The sequence below is a fragment of the Pseudothauera lacus genome, from assembly GCF_003034845.1.
Taxonomy (GTDB): domain Bacteria; phylum Pseudomonadota; class Gammaproteobacteria; order Burkholderiales; family Rhodocyclaceae; genus Pseudothauera; species Pseudothauera lacus.
The window spans coordinates 32,256-47,939 of sequence record NZ_PZKC01000009.1 but is presented as its reverse complement, the minus strand read 5'-3'; the positions used below and the strand labels follow the sequence as shown (position 1 = coordinate 47,939).

The 15,684-nt window shown below is 67.4% G+C and carries 15 protein-coding genes; 11 read left to right on the top strand and 4 right to left on the bottom strand.

Going from position 1 to position 15,684, the window contains the following annotated elements:
* Positions 1–4: 4 nt before the first annotated feature.
* Together pyrF and ubiD are read left to right on the top strand one after the other, a co-directional pair.
* Positions 5–829, top strand: coding sequence for an orotidine-5'-phosphate decarboxylase (pyrF, locus tag C8261_RS11625; protein ID WP_107493889.1), 825 nt, complete (start codon positions 5–7; stop codon positions 827–829).
* A gap of 11 nt (positions 830–840) precedes the next feature.
* On the top strand, positions 841–2,331 hold the full coding sequence (gene ubiD / locus C8261_RS11620) for a 4-hydroxy-3-polyprenylbenzoate decarboxylase (protein WP_107493888.1): 1,491 nt from the start codon (positions 841–843) through the stop codon (positions 2,329–2,331).
* Between the two features lie 45 nt (positions 2,332–2,376).
* Here the strand turns inward: ubiD and dacB are convergent, their stop codons facing one another.
* Positions 2,377–3,819, bottom strand: coding sequence for a D-alanyl-D-alanine carboxypeptidase/D-alanyl-D-alanine endopeptidase (gene dacB, locus C8261_RS11615; protein ID WP_107493887.1), 1,443 nt, complete (start codon positions 3,817–3,819; stop codon positions 2,377–2,379).
* 112 nt (positions 3,820–3,931) lie between these two features.
* Here dacB and rfbB point away from each other — a divergent pair, with 112 nt between their 5' ends.
* From rfbB to C8261_RS11600, 3 genes are read left to right on the top strand one after another with little or no spacing between them, the layout of a single operon-like run.
* Positions 3,932–5,002: a dTDP-glucose 4,6-dehydratase gene (gene rfbB / locus C8261_RS11610; RefSeq protein WP_107493886.1), complete on the top strand. Its 1,071-nt coding sequence runs from the start codon at positions 3,932–3,934 to the stop codon at positions 5,000–5,002.
* On the top strand, positions 4,999–5,901 hold the full coding sequence (rfbD, locus tag C8261_RS11605) for a dTDP-4-dehydrorhamnose reductase (protein ID WP_107493885.1): 903 nt from the start codon (positions 4,999–5,001) through the stop codon (positions 5,899–5,901). The genes rfbB and rfbD overlap by 4 nt, the downstream gene beginning before the upstream one ends.
* Positions 5,898–6,263, top strand: coding sequence for a hypothetical protein (locus C8261_RS11600; protein ID WP_107493884.1), 366 nt, complete (start codon positions 5,898–5,900; stop codon positions 6,261–6,263). The genes rfbD and C8261_RS11600 overlap by 4 nt, the downstream gene beginning before the upstream one ends.
* Before the next feature lie 33 nt (positions 6,264–6,296).
* On the opposite strand, the gene lysA is transcribed toward C8261_RS11600, so the two are convergent.
* Positions 6,297–7,562, bottom strand: a complete 1,266-nt coding sequence (lysA, locus tag C8261_RS11595) for a diaminopimelate decarboxylase (protein ID WP_107493883.1) — start codon at positions 7,560–7,562, stop codon at positions 6,297–6,299.
* On the bottom strand, positions 7,559–7,711 hold the full coding sequence (lptM, locus tag C8261_RS17340; RefSeq protein WP_181358933.1) for an LPS translocon maturation chaperone LptM: 153 nt from the start codon (positions 7,709–7,711) through the stop codon (positions 7,559–7,561). Before lptM ends, lysA begins: the two co-directional genes overlap by 4 nt.
* A gap of 49 nt (positions 7,712–7,760) precedes the next feature.
* Between lptM and cyaY the strand changes: the two genes are divergently transcribed.
* Positions 7,761–8,087, top strand: coding sequence for an iron donor protein CyaY (gene cyaY / locus C8261_RS11590; RefSeq protein WP_107493882.1), 327 nt, complete (start codon positions 7,761–7,763; stop codon positions 8,085–8,087).
* On the opposite strand, the gene C8261_RS11585 is transcribed toward cyaY, so the two are convergent.
* Complete coding sequence (locus C8261_RS11585) at positions 8,088–10,475, bottom strand: penicillin-binding protein 1A (RefSeq protein ID WP_107493881.1); 2,388 nt, start codon at positions 10,473–10,475, stop codon at positions 8,088–8,090. It lies immediately after the preceding gene.
* 184 nt (positions 10,476–10,659) lie between these two features.
* On the opposite strand from C8261_RS11585, the gene C8261_RS11580 reads away from it, so the two are divergent.
* From C8261_RS11580 to pilQ, 5 genes are read left to right on the top strand one after another with little or no spacing between them, the layout of a single operon-like run.
* Entirely contained in the window at positions 10,660–11,721 is a 1,062-nt protein-coding gene (locus C8261_RS11580) for a pilus assembly protein PilM (protein ID WP_219905195.1), read from the top strand.
* The gene (locus C8261_RS11575) at positions 11,718–12,338 is read left to right on the top strand and encodes a PilN domain-containing protein (protein ID WP_107493879.1); all 621 of its coding nucleotides are present in this window, start codon (positions 11,718–11,720) and stop codon (positions 12,336–12,338) included. Before C8261_RS11580 ends, C8261_RS11575 begins: the two co-directional genes overlap by 4 nt.
* The gene (locus tag C8261_RS11570; protein WP_107493878.1) at positions 12,335–13,021 is read left to right on the top strand and encodes a type IV pilus inner membrane component PilO; all 687 of its coding nucleotides are present in this window, start codon (positions 12,335–12,337) and stop codon (positions 13,019–13,021) included. Before C8261_RS11575 ends, C8261_RS11570 begins: the two co-directional genes overlap by 4 nt.
* Before the next feature lie 8 nt (positions 13,022–13,029).
* Entirely contained in the window at positions 13,030–13,566 is a 537-nt protein-coding gene (locus C8261_RS11565; RefSeq protein ID WP_107493877.1) for a pilus assembly protein PilP, read from the top strand.
* Positions 13,566–15,659, top strand: coding sequence for a type IV pilus secretin PilQ (gene pilQ, locus C8261_RS11560; protein WP_107493982.1), 2,094 nt, complete (start codon positions 13,566–13,568; stop codon positions 15,657–15,659). The genes C8261_RS11565 and pilQ overlap by 1 nt, the downstream gene beginning before the upstream one ends.
* Positions 15,660–15,684: the final 25 nt, after the last annotated feature.

The following is a 15,684-nucleotide window of genomic DNA, read 5'->3' as shown; positions in this document are numbered from 1 at the left end:
TCCGATGCACTTCATGACCGCCCTGAAGGCCGCCTGGCAGCAGCGCAACAGCCTGCTGTGCGTGGGCCTCGATCCCGATCCGGCCAAATTCCCGGCCCACCTCGCCAGCCGCCCGCAGGCCATCTTCGAGTTCTGCCGCGACATCGTCGACGCCACCGCGGATCTGGCTTGTGCCTTCAAGCCGCAGATCGCCTACTTTGCCGCGCGCCGCGCGGAGGACCAGCTCGAGGCGCTGATCGAGCACATCCACACGCATCACCCGGCGGTGCCGGTGATCCTCGACGCCAAGCGCGGCGACATCGGCAGCACTGCCGAGCAGTACGCGGTGGAGGCCTTCGAGCGCTTCAGGGCCGATGCGATCACGGTCAATCCCTACATGGGGCGCGACTCCGTGGAGCCCTACCTGGCCTACGGCGACAAGGGCGTGATCCTGCTCTGCCGCACCTCCAACCCGGGCGGCTCGGACCTGCAGTTCCTCGACGTCGGTGCCCCCGGCAGGCAAGAGCGACTCTATGAGCGTGTCGCCCGCCTGGTCGCCGAGGAGTGGAACGCCAGCGGCAACTGCGGCCTGGTGGTCGGCGCCACCTTCCCGGCCGAGATCGCCCGGGTGCGCGAGCTGACCGGCGAGGTGCCGCTGCTGGTGCCGGGCATCGGCGCGCAGGGCGGCGACATCGCCGCCACCGTGCAGGCTGGACGCACCATGGATGGCTGCGGGCTGATGATCAACTCCTCGCGTGCCATCCTCTACGCCGGCCAGGGCGAAGACTTCGCCGCCGCTGCGCGCCGCGTGGCGCAGGATACGCGCGACGCCATCAACGCCTGCCGCTGAGTGCCGCCCAGATGAAATACCACGACCTCCGCGACTTCATCGCCCAGCTCGAAGCGCGCGGCGAACTCAAGCGCATCAAAGTGCCGGTGGACACCCACCTCGAGATGACCGAGATCGCCGACCGCGTGCTGCGCGCCGGTGGCCCGGCCTTGCTGTTCGAGCAGCCGCTGACCCGCGGCGTGCCCCAGGCGATTCCGGTGCTGGCCAACCTGTTTGGCACCCCACAGCGGGTGGCGATGGGCATGGGCGAGGACGTCTCGGACGGCGACTGGAGCACCCCGCTGCGCGAGGTCGGCAAGCTGCTCTCCTTCCTCAAGGAGCCTGAGCCGCCGAAAGGGCTTAAGGACGCCTGGGAGAAGTGGCCGGTGTTGAAGCAGGTGCTCAACATGGCGCCCAAGGAGGTGCGTTCCGCGCCCTGCCAGGAGGTGGTGTGGGAGGGCGACGAGGTGGATCTCGCCAAGCTGCCTATCCAGCACTGCTGGCCCGGCGACGCTGCGCCCTTGATCACCTGGGGTCTGGTGGTGACCCGCGGACCGCACAAGAAGCGCCAGAACCTGGGCATCTACCGCCAGCAGGTGCTGGGGCCGAACCGGGTGATCATGCGCTGGCTGGCGCACCGCGGCGGCGCGCTGGATTTCCGCGAGCACAGCCTTGCCCGTCCCGGCGAACCCTTCCCGGTGGCGGTGGTGCTGGGCTGCGACCCGGCCACCATCCTGGGGGCGGTGACGCCGGTGCCGGACACCATCTCCGAATACCAGTTCGCCGGCCTGCTGCGCGGCGCCAAGACCGAGCTGGTGAAATGCCTCGGCTCCGACCTGCAGGTGCCGGCCTCCGCCGAGATCGTCCTGGAAGGCGTCATCCACCCGGACGACCTGGCGCCGGAAGGTCCTTACGGCGACCACACCGGCTACTACAACGAGGTCTCCGACTTCCCGGTGTTCACCGTCGAGCGCATCACCATGCGCCGCCAGCCGATTTACCACTCCACCTATACCGGCAAGCCGCCCGACGAACCGGCGATGCTGGGCGTGGCCCTCAACGAGGTCTTCGTCCCACTGCTGCAGAAGCAGTTCCCCGAGATCGTGGACTTCTACCTGCCGCCGGAAGGCTGCTCCTACCGCCTCGCGGTGGTCAGCATCAGGAAGCAGTACCCGGGGCACGCCAAGCGGGTGATGTTCGGCATCTGGAGCTTCCTGCGCCAGTTCATGTACACCAAGTTCATCGTCGTCGTCGATGAGGACGTGGACATCCGCGACTGGAAGGAAGTGATCTGGGCGCTGACCACCCGCATGGACGCCACCCGCGACACCACGCTGGTGGACAACACCCCGATCGACTACCTCGACTTCGCCAGCCCGGTGGCCGGCCTGGGTTCCAAGATGGGCCTGGACGCCACCAACAAATGGCCGGGCGAGACCAGCCGCGAGTGGGGCACGCCCATCGTCATGGACGCCGCGGTAAAGGCGAAGGTCGACGCAATGTGGGACGAGCTGGGCCTGTAGGGGCGGCCTGGGCCGCGATCGACCCGGCCCGCGCCGCGAGTCGGCTCAGCGTCCTTCCCACACCCACTCAAGCAGCGCATCCTGCGCCGCATGGCTGGCCGGTGCCTGTGCGTGGTTGACCATCATCACCACCGCGTGGCGGCGGCCGTGGCGGTCGAGGACGTAGCCACCCATCGCGCGCACGCCGTTGAGCGTGCCGGTCTTGATGTGTGCCTGACCGTTCGCCGGGCTGCCATTGAGGCGTCGTCGCGCGGTGCCATCCACCCCGGCCATCGGCAGCGCGGCAACGAAGTCCGGCATCCACGGGCGTTGCCAGGCGGTGAGCAGCAACTGTCCGAGGGTGTCGGCGCGGATGCGCTCGATGCGCGACAGCCCGGCGCCGTTCTCGATAACCAGTCCGTCGGTGTCGATGCCGGCGGCGTCGAGCTGTGCGCGCGCCACCACCGCTCCGCTGCTCACCATGTCGAGCACGCCGCCCGCGGTGGCGCCGAGGGTGGCAAGCATCTGGCGGGCGATGATGTTGCTCGACCACTTGTTCATGTTGCGTACCACGTCGCCAAGGCTTTCCGAGCTGTCGTTGAGCACCGTGCTGGCGTCGGCAGGGGCAAGCCCGCTGCGCACGCGGCCATCGAGGTGGCCACCGACCTCCTGCCACAAGGCGGCCACCAGGGCGATGCCGTAGGCTTCCGGTGACAGCGGCGCGGCGCTCCAGTCGCGCCGCCCGCAGCTCGCCGGCAGGCGTCCGCCGAGTTCCAGCCGGGGGCCTTGCGCGCCCTGCTGCAGGCGTGCTTCGAGACCATGGTGCCAGGTTCCGCAAGGGCCGGCGGCGGTGACGATGCGGTTGTCGATGCTGATGCCGGCGAGCGGTGGATCGGCGGCGAGCTGCACGGCCTCACCGGCGTGCGCTCCGGGGATCAGGGTCAGGCGCACGGTGTTGTAGTGCAGCAGCAGGCCGTGCGGGCCGCTGTTGTAAGGGCGCAGGCCGCGGCCGTCGAAGGCGTCGGGGTCATGCGGCGGCAGGGCGAGGGCGGAGCCGTCGAGGACGATGTCGCCGGCGATGTGGGTGATGCCGAGGGCACGCAGCTGGCGGAGGATCTTCCACAGGCGTTCGTAGCCGAGCATGGGGTCGGCACCGCCGACGATGTAGAGGTCGCCGTGCAGCGTCGTCCCGCGCACTTCGCCGCGGCGCGCGATCCGCGTGGTCCAGGTGTAGGCCGGCCCAAGGCGTTCGAGGGCAGCAAAGGCGGTTACCAGCTTCATCACCGAGGCCGGGTTCATTGCTTTCTCGGCGTTGTGGGCAAGCACTGGCATGCGCGCATCCACCGGCTGCACCCAGATCGCCACGTCGTCGAGGGCGATGCCGGCGCCCTGCAGCGCGGTGCGCACCGGCGCGGGCAGGCCGGCAGCGTGCGTGCCGCAGGCGAACAGCGTCAGCAACAGCAGCAGGCAGCGGGCGACAAGGGCGCGGGACGATGATGACGGGTACATGACGACGAGAAAATCCGGGCGGCGGCAAGGTAGAATGATGCACTGCCGCAGGGAAAAGGTCTTCTTGTCTGCGGCGTTCCCAAAAAAAATCGAACTCTAGCAGGACTCCACGATGATTCTTGTCACTGGTGGCGCCGGATTCATCGGTGCGAACTTTGTACTCGACTGGCTGGCTGCCGCGAACGAGCCGGTGGTGAACCTCGATGCGCTGACCTATGCCGGCAATATGGAGAACCTCGCCAGTGTGCAGGGCGATGGGCGCCATGTCTTCGTGCACGGCGACATCTGCGACCGCGCCCTCATCGACCGCCTGCTGGTCGAACAGCGCCCGCGCGCCATCGTCCATTTCGCCGCCGAAAGCCATGTCGACCGCTCCATCCACGGTCCGGCGGCCTTCGTGCGCACCAACGTCGAAGGCACCTTCACCCTCCTCGAAGCCGCGCGCGCCTACTGGGGCGCGCTCGACGGCGAGGCGCGCGCAGCGTTCCGCTTCCTGCACGTATCGACCGACGAAGTCTATGGTTCGCTGGGCCCCCAGGATCCGCCGTTCGCCGAGACCAAGGCCTTTGAACCGAACAGCCCGTACTCCGCCAGCAAGGCCGCTTCCGACCACCTGGTGCGCGCCTGGCACCACACCTACGGCCTGCCGGTGCTGACCACCAATTGCTCGAACAACTACGGTCCCTACCAGTTCCCCGAGAAGCTCATTCCGCTGGTGATTGCCAATGCCCTGGCCGGCAAGCCGCTGCCGATCTACGGCGACGGCATGAACGTGCGCGACTGGCTGTACGTCGGCGATCACTGCGCGGCGATCCGCGAGGTGCTGGCGCGCGGCCGGCTGGGGGAGACCTACAATGTCGGTGGCTGGAACGAGATGCCCAACATCGACATCGTGCGCACCATCTGCGCGCTGCTCGACGAGCTCAGGCCCGATCCGGCGGGGCCGCACGAGCGCCTCATCACCTATGTGCAGGACCGTCCCGGCCACGACCGCCGCTACGCCATCGATGCGCGCAAGATCGAGCGCGAGCTGGGCTGGCGCCCCGCGGAGACCTTTGCCAGCGGCATCCGCAAGACCGTGGCGTGGTATCTCGCCAACCAGGACTGGGTGGGCCACGTGCAGAGCGGTGCCTACCGTGAGTGGATCGACGCCAACTACGCTGCACGCGGGGCGCGGCCATGAGGATTCTCCTCACCGGCGCCAGCGGCCAGGTCGGCTGGGAGCTGGCGCGCAGCCTGATGCCGCTCGGCGAGGTCATCGTGCCGGCGCGCGAGCGCTGCGACCTCGCCCGCCCGGAGACGCTGGCGGCACTGGTGGCGGAGACCGGGCCGACGGCCATCGTCAATGCCGCGGCCTACACTGCCGTCGATCGCGCCGAGAGTGAGGAGGCCCTGGCCCGGCGCATCAATGCCGAGGCGGTTGCCGAGCTGGCCGCCGCTGCACGCCGCGCCGGCGCGCTGCTGGTGCATTACTCCACCGACTACGTCTTCGACGGCAGCAAGCCCGCAGCCTATGTCGAAGACGATCCGGTGGCGCCGCTCAATGCCTATGGGCGCAGCAAGCTCGCCGGCGAGCAGGCCATCGCCGCTTCCGGCTGCGACCATCTGATTTTCCGCACCACCTGGGTGTATGCCGCACGGGGGGCGAACTTCCTCCTCACCATGCTGCGCCTGGGGGCGGAGCGCGATGTCCTGCGCGTGGTTGCAGACCAGTTCGGTGCGCCGACCTGGGCGCGCAACATCGCCGATGCCAGCGCACTGGCGCTGGCGCAGGCGGTGCGTGAGCGCGCCGCAGGGCATTTCCGCAGCGGTCTCTTCCACCTTGCCGGCGGCGGCGAGACGAGCTGGCACGGTTTTGCCGAGGAGATCTTCGCCCAGGTGCGCGCGCGTCGCCCCGACCTGGCGCTGCGCGTCGGCGCGGTGGAGGCCATCCCCAGCACGGCCTATCCCACGCCGGCGGCGCGTCCGCTCAATTCGCGCCTCGACCAGCGCGCCGTGGCGGAGCGTTTCGGCATCGTCATGCCGTGCTGGCGCGCGGCGCTGGGGCGTTGCCTGGACGAACTCGGCGGTGGCCGGCGGTGAGCGGTTTCGGCCACTACGAGCGCGATGCAGCCGAGCTGGAGCGCGAGATCTTCAAGCGCGGGCTGCAGCTGCGCATCGACTGGTCGGACCACGCCGCCGTGCGTGCGCTGGCGCGCGAGGCTCTGGACTGCGACCCGGCCTGCAACAATGCCGCCCTGCATGACGCCGATCCGCGCCGGCGCGCCCGCGCGGAGCTTTACGCGCTCGCCGAACTGATGCTGCTGACCATGAAGCAGAGTGCCGAGGTCGGCGTCCATACCCATGGCGGTCCGACCTGGAAGGCCTTTGGCCGTGCGCTGATGGAAGAGTACGAGGCCCGCCGCGCGGGCGCCGCCGGGGATGATGCGGGCACTGCGCGCTAGATCAGCCCGCACGCGCCCGCTACCGCCGCCTTATCAGGGCAGCGCGGCCTCGCCGGCATAGAGCGCCTCGACACGCTCGCGCGCGCGCGCGAGGTGGATGCGTGCGCCGTCGATCAGCACTTCGGCGGCACGTGGGCGGGTGTTGTAGTTCGAGCTCATGGTCATGCCGTAGGCGCCGGCGGAGAGGATGGCCAGCAGGTCGCCGGCGGCCACCGCCAGGGCGCGGTCGTGAGCCAGGAAGTCGCCACTCTCGCAGATCGGCCCGACCACTTCGTAGCGCGCACGCTCGCCGCTGCCCGCACCGACCTCGACGACTTCGTGCCAGGCGTCGTAGAGCGCCGGGCGGGCGAGGTCGTTCATCGCCGCATCGACGACGGCGAAGTTCTTCTCCGCGCCGGGCTTCAGATACTCCACCCGGGTGAGCAGCAGGCCGGCATTGCCGACCAGCGAGCGCCCCGGCTCAAGCAGCAGCTCTTCGCCACGCCCCGCGAAGAGCGCCAGCAGGGGGGCGAGATAGGCGGCCACTGCGGGCGGCTGTTCGTCGCGGTAGCGGATGCCGAGACCGCCGCCGAGGTCGATGTGGTCGAGGGCGATGCCCTCGGCAGCGAGGCGGTCGACGAGGTCGAGCACCTTCGCGGCGGCCTCCACCACCGGGGCGCCGTCGAGCAGCTGCGAGCCGATGTGGCAGCCGATGCCGGCCACGCGCAGACTGGGCAGCGTGGCGGCGCGGCGATACAGGGCGGCCGCTTCGTCGAAGGCCACGCCGAACTTGTTGCTGCGCAGCCCGGTGGAGATGTAGGGGTGGGTCTTGGGGTCAACGTCCGGATTGACGCGCAGGGCGATCGGCGCCACCTTGCCCATGGCGGCCGCAATGGCGGCGAGCCGTTCGAGCTCGGCAGCGGATTCGACGTTGAAGCAGCGGATGCCGGCATCCAGCGCCTGGCGCATCTCAGCAGCGCTCTTGCCGACACCGGAGAACACCACCCGTGCGGGGTCGCCGCCGGCGGCCAGTACGCGCGCCAGTTCGCCGCCGGAAACGATGTCGAAGCCGGCACCGAGGCGGGCGAAGACGGACAGGATGGCGAGGCTGGAGTTGGCCTTGACGGCGTAGCAGACCATCGCGCGGTGTCCGCCGAGGGCATCGCGGTAGGCCCCGTAGGCAGCCTTCAGCGCAGCCAGCGAGTAAACGTAGGTGGGCGTGCCGAATTCTTCGGCGATGGCGCTGAGGGCGACCTCTTCGAGGTGCAGTTCGCCTCCCTTGCGTTGCAGGGTGGGCATGGGCAGGTGTTGCGTGGTCATGGTCTGGCGTCGGGGGTCGGGGCAGCTTTGCTATGATCGCCGGCAGTGCCGGCAGGGGCTTGCTCGGGCAGGTAGAGCGAGCCCTTGATGCCGCAGGCCTGGAGCATCAGGGCGCAGGCCAGTGCGGCGAGGAGGTGGGTGATGCGCATGGCGGGCGTATCCGGGTTCAAAGATGAAATGCTAACAGATGGAGTGCGCATGGAAGAGGCAGCGTTCAATGCCCTGGCCGAGGCTGAACTGGCCCGTATCGAGGAGGCGCTGGAGTCCTGCGGCGCGGAGCTGGAGATCGAGCAGATGCCGGGAGGCATCCTCGATGTGGAGTTCGCCGATCGCAGCAAGATGATCATCAACCGCCATGCCGCGGCGCGCGAGATCTGGGTGGCGGCGCGCTCGGGCGGTTTCCATTTCCGCCCCGAGAACGGGCGCTGGCTGGGCACCCGTGACGGGGTTGAGCTGTACGCCGCGCTGTCGCGCCTGGTGAGCGAGCAGGGCGGCGTCGCCGTGGTGCTGCAGGCGCAGCCCTGATCAGGGGTTGGCGCTGCCGAAGGAGCGCTCGATGACCGGTGCCGGGGCTTGCGGTGCAGGCGGCGGCAGCGGCGCGAGCGGCGCCTGCGGGATGGCTTCGTGCGGCGACTCGGCGGCCGGAGAGAGGTCGAACGAGGGCATGAACAGCGGCGGCGGCTCGGGCGGCTTGTTCTCGCGATAGACGAACTCGCTCTGCGCGCTGCCATCGTGAAGCTCGATGGCGACCAGGCCTTCGGGGCGCGGCATTGGTCTGTCCGGCACGTCCTTGAGCGCCACGCGCATGTAATCCACCCATATCGGCAGGGCTGCGGAGCCGCCGGTTTCGCCGCGGCCGAGGTTGCGCGGCTGGCTGTGGCCGAGCCAGGCGACAGCCACCACGTCGGGGTTGTAGCCGCAGAACCAGGCGTCCTGATAGTCGTTGGTGGTGCCGGTCTTGCCGGCCAGGTCGCTGCGCCCCAGACTGCGCGCGCGCGTCGCGGTGCCACGCTTGACGACGTCCTGCAGCATGGAATCCATCAGCCAGGCGTTGCGCGGATCGATCACCCGCGGCGCGCTCTTGCCGGCTACCGGCGGATCGATGCGGGCGACCACGCGACCGTCGCCGTCGATGATCTGCGACACCACGTAGGGCTCGATGCGGAAGCCGCCATTGGCGAACACTGCATAGCCTGCGGCCAGTTGCCAGGGGGTGACACTGCCGGCGCCGAGCGCCATGGTCAGGAAGGGGGGGTGGCGTTCGGCCTCGAAACCGAAGCGGGTCAGGTAGTCTTGCGCGTACTGCGGGGTGATCGACTGCAGGACGCGGATCGATACCATGTTCTTGGAGCGCGCGAGGGCCTCGCGCAGGGTCATCAGACCGTCGAACTTGCCGTCGTAGTTGCGCGGCGTCCACTCCTGCGAGCCGGTCACGCCGGCGGGAAAGTGCAGGGGTTCGTCCTCTACCAGGCTGCTCGGCGAAAAGCCGCGCTCCAGTGCCGCGGAGTATACGAAGGGCTTCAGGCTGGAGCCCGCCTGACGCAAGGCCTGGGTGACATGGTTGAACTGGTTGCGGCCAAAATCGAAACCGCCGGCCAGCGCACGCACGGCGCCGGTACGGGCGTCGATGGAGAGCAGGGCCGCCTGCACTTCGGGGAGCTGGAGGATATCCCAGCCCTGTTCGCCGTTGTTGCGGATGCGGATCACCGCGCCGGCGCGGATGCGGCGCGCCTGCGGGGCGTTGTCGGCGAGCATGGGCGCGACGAAACGCAGGCCGTTGCCGCTGATGGTATGGACCTCGCCGTTGCGGTAGGCGCGCACCTCGCGGGTGGAGGCTTCCAGCACCACCGCGGCGAGCAGGCCCTGTACGTCGCCATGCTCGGCGATGACCTCGTCGAGACGTTCTTCCAGCGCCGTCCCATTGCCGGCAATGTCCACGAAGGCTTCGGGGCCGCGGTAGCCACGACGGCGGTCGTAGGTCAGCACGCCGTCGCGCAGCGCCTTCTGGGCGGCGAGCTGGTCGGCGTAGTTGACCGTGGTGATGACGCGGATGCCGAGGTGGTAGGCGTCTTCGCCGAACTGGTCGACGGCGATCTGGCGGGCCATCTCGGCGACGTGACCGCCCTGGAGGATGCCTGAGGCGCTGTGGTCGGCGCGCGACACGGTGCGCACCGGGGTCTGCAGCGCGGCCTGGTAGGCGGTGTTGTCGATGAAGCCGGCGTCGAGCATGCGGCGCAGCACGTACTGCTGGCGGATCTCGGCGCGCCGCGGGTTGACGATGGGGTTGAAGGCCGAGGGCGCCTTCGGCAGCCCGGCCAGCATCGCCGCCTCGGCGAGGTTGATCTGCTCCAGCGGTTTGCCGAAGTAGGTTCGCGCCGCCGCGGAAAAGCCGTAGGCACGATGGCCGAGGAAGATCTGGTTGATGTAGAGCTCGAGGATCTGGTCCTTGCTGAGGTTCTGCTCGATCTTGAGGGCGAGGAGAATCTCGTAGAGCTTGCGGTTGTACGTCTTCTCGCGCGAGAGGAAGAAGTTGCGTGCCACCTGCTGGGTGATCGTCGATGCGCCCTGACTGCGTCCGCCCGTGCTGAGGTTGGCAAGGGCGGCGCGGGCGATGCCGACCGGGTCGATGCCGGGGTGTTCGTAGAAGCGCTCATCCTCGGCGGCGAGGATGGCCTGCCGCAGGATCGGCGGAACGTCGCCGATGCGCACCACCGAACGGCGTTCCTCGCCGAACTCGGCAAGCAGTTGCTGATCGGCTGTGTATACTCGCAAAGGAATACGCGGACGATAGTCGGTGAGGGTTTCCAGGCTCGGCAGGTTGGGCCAGGCGAGGGTCACGGCGGCAGCAAGCGTGGCCATGGCGATGATCACCAGTACCAGGATGAAAGCCAGGGGGTAGAGAACCCAGCGCATTGAAAGTCCGTTCCAGAGGGGCGAGGGCGCGATTATACGGGGCCCGGGAGAGGGCCTCCAGTTGGCTTTGTCAAGGGATGTTGCTTTACACTTGACAATGTTGTTGCTAGGATTTCAGAAGCTTATTCAGGAAATAAGCCTAACATAAAGAAATTTAAGGACTTTCTTTGTGATCGACTTAGCGATGTTCAGTCCTAAGGCACGGCAACTGGCTGGTTTGGATATCTCATCTTCATCAGTCAAGCTGGTCGAGCTGTCGGGTTCGGAGAGGGACGGCTATCGGGTCGAACGCTATGCGATCGAGCCCATGCCGCGTGATGCCGTGGTCGATGGCAACATCGCCAATCTGGAGGCGGTGAGCGATTCCGTGCGCCGGGCGGTGCGACGAATGGGCGCTTCGCTCAAGAACGTTGCCGTGGCCCTGCCGGCCTCCGCGGTGATCACCAAGAAGATCATCCTGCCCGCCGGTCTGCGCGAACTGGAAATGGAAGTCCAGGTTGAGTCGGAGGCGAATCAATACATCCCCTTCCCGCTCGACGAGGTCAATCTCGACTTCCAGGTCATCGGGCCGCTGCGCGACAATCCCGACGAGGTCGAGGTGCTGATTGCCGCCTCGCGCAAGGAAAAGGTCGAGGACCGGGTGGCGGCTGCCGAGGCGGCGGGGCTCAAGGCGGTGATCATGGATGTCGATACCTTCGCCGCCCAGGCCGCCTTCGAGCTGGTCCGCCAGCGCCTGCCCGGCGGCGGTGAGGGCAAGATCATCGCCCTGATCAACATCGGCGCCAGCGTCACCACCGTTACCGTTCTGCGTAACGGCCAGCAGATCTACAGCCGCGAGCAGGCCTTCGGTGGCGCGCAGCTTACCCAGGACATCGCCCGCCAGTACGGCATGAGCGTGGAGGAGGCCGAGAGCGCCAAGCGCACCGGCAGCCTGCCTGAGGACTACGAGCGTGATCTGCTGCGCCCCTTCATGGACAGCATGGCGCTGGAAGTGTCGCGCGCGCTGCAGTTCTTCTTCACCTCCACGCAGTACAACCAGGTCGATCACATCGTCCTCGCGGGCGGCTGTGCGGTACTTCCCGGCCTGGGTGAGATGGTTGGCGGGCGCACGCAGATCCCGACTACCATCGCCAACCCCTTCGAAGGCATGTCCCTGTCTTCCAGCGTCCGTCCGAAGGCCTTGCTGGCCGATGCCCCGGCGATGATGGTGGCCTGCGGACTGGCGTTGCGGAGGTTCGACACATGACGCGCATCAATCTGCTGCCGCACCGCGAGATCAAGCGGCGCGAGCGGCGTCAGCAGTTCTACGTCGTTTCCGGCCTGATGGTCGCCCTCGGGCTGGTGATCGCGCTGCTCGTGCACACCGTGCTGGCTGGCTACATCGAGCGCCAGGAGCGCACCAACCAGATTTTCCGTACCGAGATCCAGAAGCTCGACCGCGAGATCGCCGAGATCCGTCAGTTGCGCGAGCAGATCGATTCATTGCTGGAGCGCAAGCAGGTCATCGAGGCGCTGCAGGGTGACCGTGCCGAAACCGTGCATGTGCTGAGCGAAATGACCCGGCTGATGCCCGAGGGTGTCTATCTCAAGTCGATGAAGCAGGCTGGCAAGCGCATCACCCTGGTGGGCTATGCACAGTCGAATGCACGGGTCTCCCACCTGATGCGCGCACTTGAGGAGTCGCCCTACCTCACCCGGCCGCAGCTTGTCGAGGTCAAGGCGGTCAATGTCGACGGCCGCAGGGTGGGCGAGTTCACCCTCAACATCAACATTGCTCCGCCCGCCGCAGCGGAAGGCGACGAAGCAACTCCCGCAGCGCAGGGGACACCGGCGCGCGCGGCCGCCAGGGGGGCGCAGCGATGAAGTTCGGTAAAGGAGCTGTGCCGGGCAAGGGGCTGGACCTCAATCGCCTTGCCGAGGATTTCAAGAATCTCAATCCCAACGACCCGGGAGCCTGGCCAACGGCGCCCAAGGTCGCGGTCTTCGTGGCCCTGCTGGTGGCGACGCTAGCCGCAGCCTGGTGGTTCCACTGGCAGGGGCAGATGGACAATCTGGCCGCCCGCGAGGCCGAGGAAGTGACCCTCAGGGAGCAGTGGCTGAGCAAGAAGCGCCAGGCCGTGAATCTGGATGAGCACCGTCGCCAGCTGGAGGAGATCGACCGCCAGTTCGGCGCCCTGCTGCGGCAACTACCCAACCGTGCGGAGATGGACTCCCTGCTTGCCGAGATCAACCAGGCCGGCCTGGGGCGCGGGCTGGCCTTCGAACTGTTCAAGCCGGGTGCAGAGGCCGTGAAGGAGTTCTATGCCGAGATGCCGATCGACATCCGCGTTCTTGGCGGCTATCACGACCTTGGTGCCTTCGCCAGCGACGTCGCCCGCATGCCGCGCATCGTCACCCTCAACAACATCGCCATCGAGAGCGATCGCAGCGGTCAGCTGAAGTTCGAGGCCAAGGCGGTCACCTATCGCTATCTCGACGAAGAGGAACTGGCTGCCAGGCAGCAGGCGGCACGTGCCGCGCAGCAGACTTCGAGAGGCAGAAGATGAGGCCCAGCATGAAGCTAACCCGGTCGGTCATCGTCATCGCGCTCGGTGCAGCGATGCTGAGTGGCTGCGCCAGCGAGGAAGAGAACATTCAGGCGTGGATGACCGAGCAGGCGCGCACGATGCGCGGCGGCGTCAAGCCGCTGCCGGAGATCCGGCCCTTCCCGGTGGTCGAGTACGAAGCAGGACACCTCCAGCCCCCCTTCAGTGCAGACCGCCTGATGCCCGAGCAACGCGCCGCGGCGGGCGGCGGCAGCGGCATCCAGCCGGATCTGGACCGCCGCCGCGAACCGCTGGAAGCCTTCCCGCTGGAATCGCTGACCATGGTCGGGGCGCTGATCCAGGGTGATCAGGCGCATGCCCTGATCCGTATCGGCGACACCATTCACCAGGTGCGGGTGGGCAATTACATGGGGCAGAACTTCGGCATGGTCACGGCAGTGACGGAAACCGAAGTCCAGCTCAAGGAACTCGTTGAAGACATCAATGGCGACTGGAGCGAGCGCACCAGTTCGCTGCTGTTGCAGGAGCAGCAGGGAGGCAGATGATGAAAAAAGGTATCGCAACGTTGCTGCTCGCAGCCGTCTTTGGTGGTGTGGCCGTCTCGCCTGCGCTGGCGCAGGGCGGGGCTGCGGAAACGCAGAACCAGGTCAACCGTATCGAGAAACTCGAGACCGCCCTCCAGGGGTCGGCGGTGTTCGTCAAGCTGACCTTGCAGGCGCCGCTCGATGCCGTCCCGGCGAGCTTCAGCGTCGCCAATCCGGCGCGCATCGCCTTCGACTTTCCGGCTACCGCCAACGGTCTGGGGCACAACGTGCAGACCATCAACCAGGGCGAGTTGCGCAGTGCCAACATCGTCCAGGTCGGCGATCGCACGCGTCTGGTGCTCAACCTCACCCGCATGGCGCCTTTCGAGACCCGCATCGAGGGCCGTGAGCTGATCATCGCCCTCAACCCCGTGGGGCAGGCCGATCTGACCACCATCACCGAGCAACCGTTGGCCAATTTCGCTGCCTCGTCGCAGCAGGCCGAGCAGGCGGCAAAGAGCGTCCGCGACATCAAGTTCCGCCGCGGCACCGACGGACAGGGCCGGGTGCTGGTTGAGCTGTCGAACCCCGACACCGGCATCGACATCCGCCAGCAGGGCTCCAACCTTGTCGTCGAGTTCGTCCGCACCTCGCTGCCCGAGCATCTGCAGCGACGCTCCGACGTCACCGACTTTGCCACCCCGATCACCAGCATGGTGGCCCAGCAGCAGGGCGAGAACGTCCGCCTGGTGATCACCCCCAACGGCCTCTGGGAGCACAACGCCTACCAGAGCGACAACCAGTTCGTGCTTGAGGTCAAGCGCCTGGTGGAAGATCCCAACCGCCTCGTGCAGGGCGCGCCGCGCGGCCAGTACGCGGGAGAGAAGCTGTCACTCAATTTCCAGAACATCGACGTCCGTGCCGTCCTCCAGGTCATTGCCGACTTCACCGACTTCAACATCATCACCAGCGATTCGGTACGCGGCAATCTCACCCTGCGTCTGAAGGATGTGCCCTGGGATCAGGCGCTCGACATCATCCTCCAGTCCAAGGGGCTGGACATGCGCAAGAACGGCAACGTGATCTGGATCGCCCCGGGTGACGAGCTCGCCGCGCGCGAGAAGATGCAGCTGGAGGCGCTGGCGCAGATCGGCGATCTCGAGCCCTTGCATACCGAAAGCTTCCAGATCAACTACCACAGCGCCAAGGCGATCTTCGACTTTCTCAAGAGCAAGGACCAGACCATGCTCTCGCCGCGCGGCAGCGTGGTGGTCGATGAGCGCTCCAACAAGGTCTTCATCACCGACGTTCCCAGCCGCCTGGATGCCCTGCGTCGCCTCTTCGTCGAAATCGATCAGGCCCCCCGCCAGGTCCTCATCGAGGCGCGCATCGTCGAGGCCAGCAAGGACTTCGCCCGCGATCTCGGCGTGCGGATGAACTTCACCGACGGCCGCGGGCACCGTATCGGCAACGCCCGCGCCGGCCTTGGTCAGGTCGTCGGTGGCGCACTGGTCGGTACCGGTGCGCAAAGCGGTGGCGCCACGCCGGTGGCCTCCTTCTCGACGGTCAATCTGGCGCTGTTCAACAATGCCGCCACCCGTTTCCTCAATCTCGAGCTGTCGGCTCTTGAAAGCGACGGTCGTGGGCGCATCGTTTCCAGCCCCCGCGTGCTGACCGCCAACCTCGTCGAGGCCTCCATCGAGCAAGGTACCGAGATCGCCTACCGCAAGGAAACCAGCTCCGGGGCGACCAGCGTCGAGTTCAAGAAGGCAGTGCTGTCGCTCAAGGTGCGGCCGTCGATCACGCCGGACGGGCGCCTGCAACTGCGCGTCGAGGTCAACAAGGACAGCCCGGTGTTCCCGGCCGGCTTCCTGGAGCCGGCGATCGACACCAAGAACGTCAAGACCGAGGTGCTGGTCGAGAACGGCGGTACGGTGGTCATCGGCGGCATCTACGAGGAAAGCGAGACCAACAACATCGCCCGCGTCCCGGTGCTGGGCGAGGTGCCGGTGCTCGGCGCGCTGTTCCGCAACACCAAGCGTGAGTCCTCGCGGCGCGAGCTGCTGGTGTTCATCACCCCGCGCATCGTTACCGACGCACTCACCCTGCGCTGACCCGGTTTCCGGCATACTTCGGGGC

Bases quoted from the DNA above. Each gene is read 5' to 3' on its own strand.
- pyrF (WP_107493889.1), top strand. From the start codon at position 5: ATGCACTTCATGACCGCCCTGAAGGCCGCCTGGCAGCAGCGCAACAGC.
- ubiD (WP_107493888.1), top strand. From the start codon at position 841: ATGAAATACCACGACCTCCGCGACTTCATCGCCCAGCTCGAAGCGCGC.
- dacB (WP_107493887.1), bottom strand. From the start codon at position 3,819: ATGTACCCGTCATCATCGTCCCGCGCCCTTGTCGCCCGCTGCCTGCTG.
- rfbB (WP_107493886.1), top strand. From the start codon at position 3,932: ATGATTCTTGTCACTGGTGGCGCCGGATTCATCGGTGCGAACTTTGTA.
- rfbD (WP_107493885.1), top strand. From the start codon at position 4,999: ATGAGGATTCTCCTCACCGGCGCCAGCGGCCAGGTCGGCTGGGAGCTG.
- lysA (WP_107493883.1), bottom strand. From the start codon at position 7,562: ATGACCACGCAACACCTGCCCATGCCCACCCTGCAACGCAAGGGAGGC.
- lptM (WP_181358933.1), bottom strand. From the start codon at position 7,711: ATGCGCATCACCCACCTCCTCGCCGCACTGGCCTGCGCCCTGATGCTC.
- cyaY (WP_107493882.1), top strand. From the start codon at position 7,761: ATGGAAGAGGCAGCGTTCAATGCCCTGGCCGAGGCTGAACTGGCCCGT.
- C8261_RS11585 (WP_107493881.1), bottom strand. From the start codon at position 10,475: ATGCGCTGGGTTCTCTACCCCCTGGCTTTCATCCTGGTACTGGTGATC.
- C8261_RS11580 (WP_219905195.1), top strand. From the start codon at position 10,660: ATGTTCAGTCCTAAGGCACGGCAACTGGCTGGTTTGGATATCTCATCT.
- C8261_RS11575 (WP_107493879.1), top strand. From the start codon at position 11,718: ATGACGCGCATCAATCTGCTGCCGCACCGCGAGATCAAGCGGCGCGAG.
- C8261_RS11570 (WP_107493878.1), top strand. From the start codon at position 12,335: ATGAAGTTCGGTAAAGGAGCTGTGCCGGGCAAGGGGCTGGACCTCAAT.
- C8261_RS11565 (WP_107493877.1), top strand. From the start codon at position 13,030: ATGAAGCTAACCCGGTCGGTCATCGTCATCGCGCTCGGTGCAGCGATG.
- pilQ (WP_107493982.1), top strand. From the start codon at position 13,566: ATGAAAAAAGGTATCGCAACGTTGCTGCTCGCAGCCGTCTTTGGTGGT.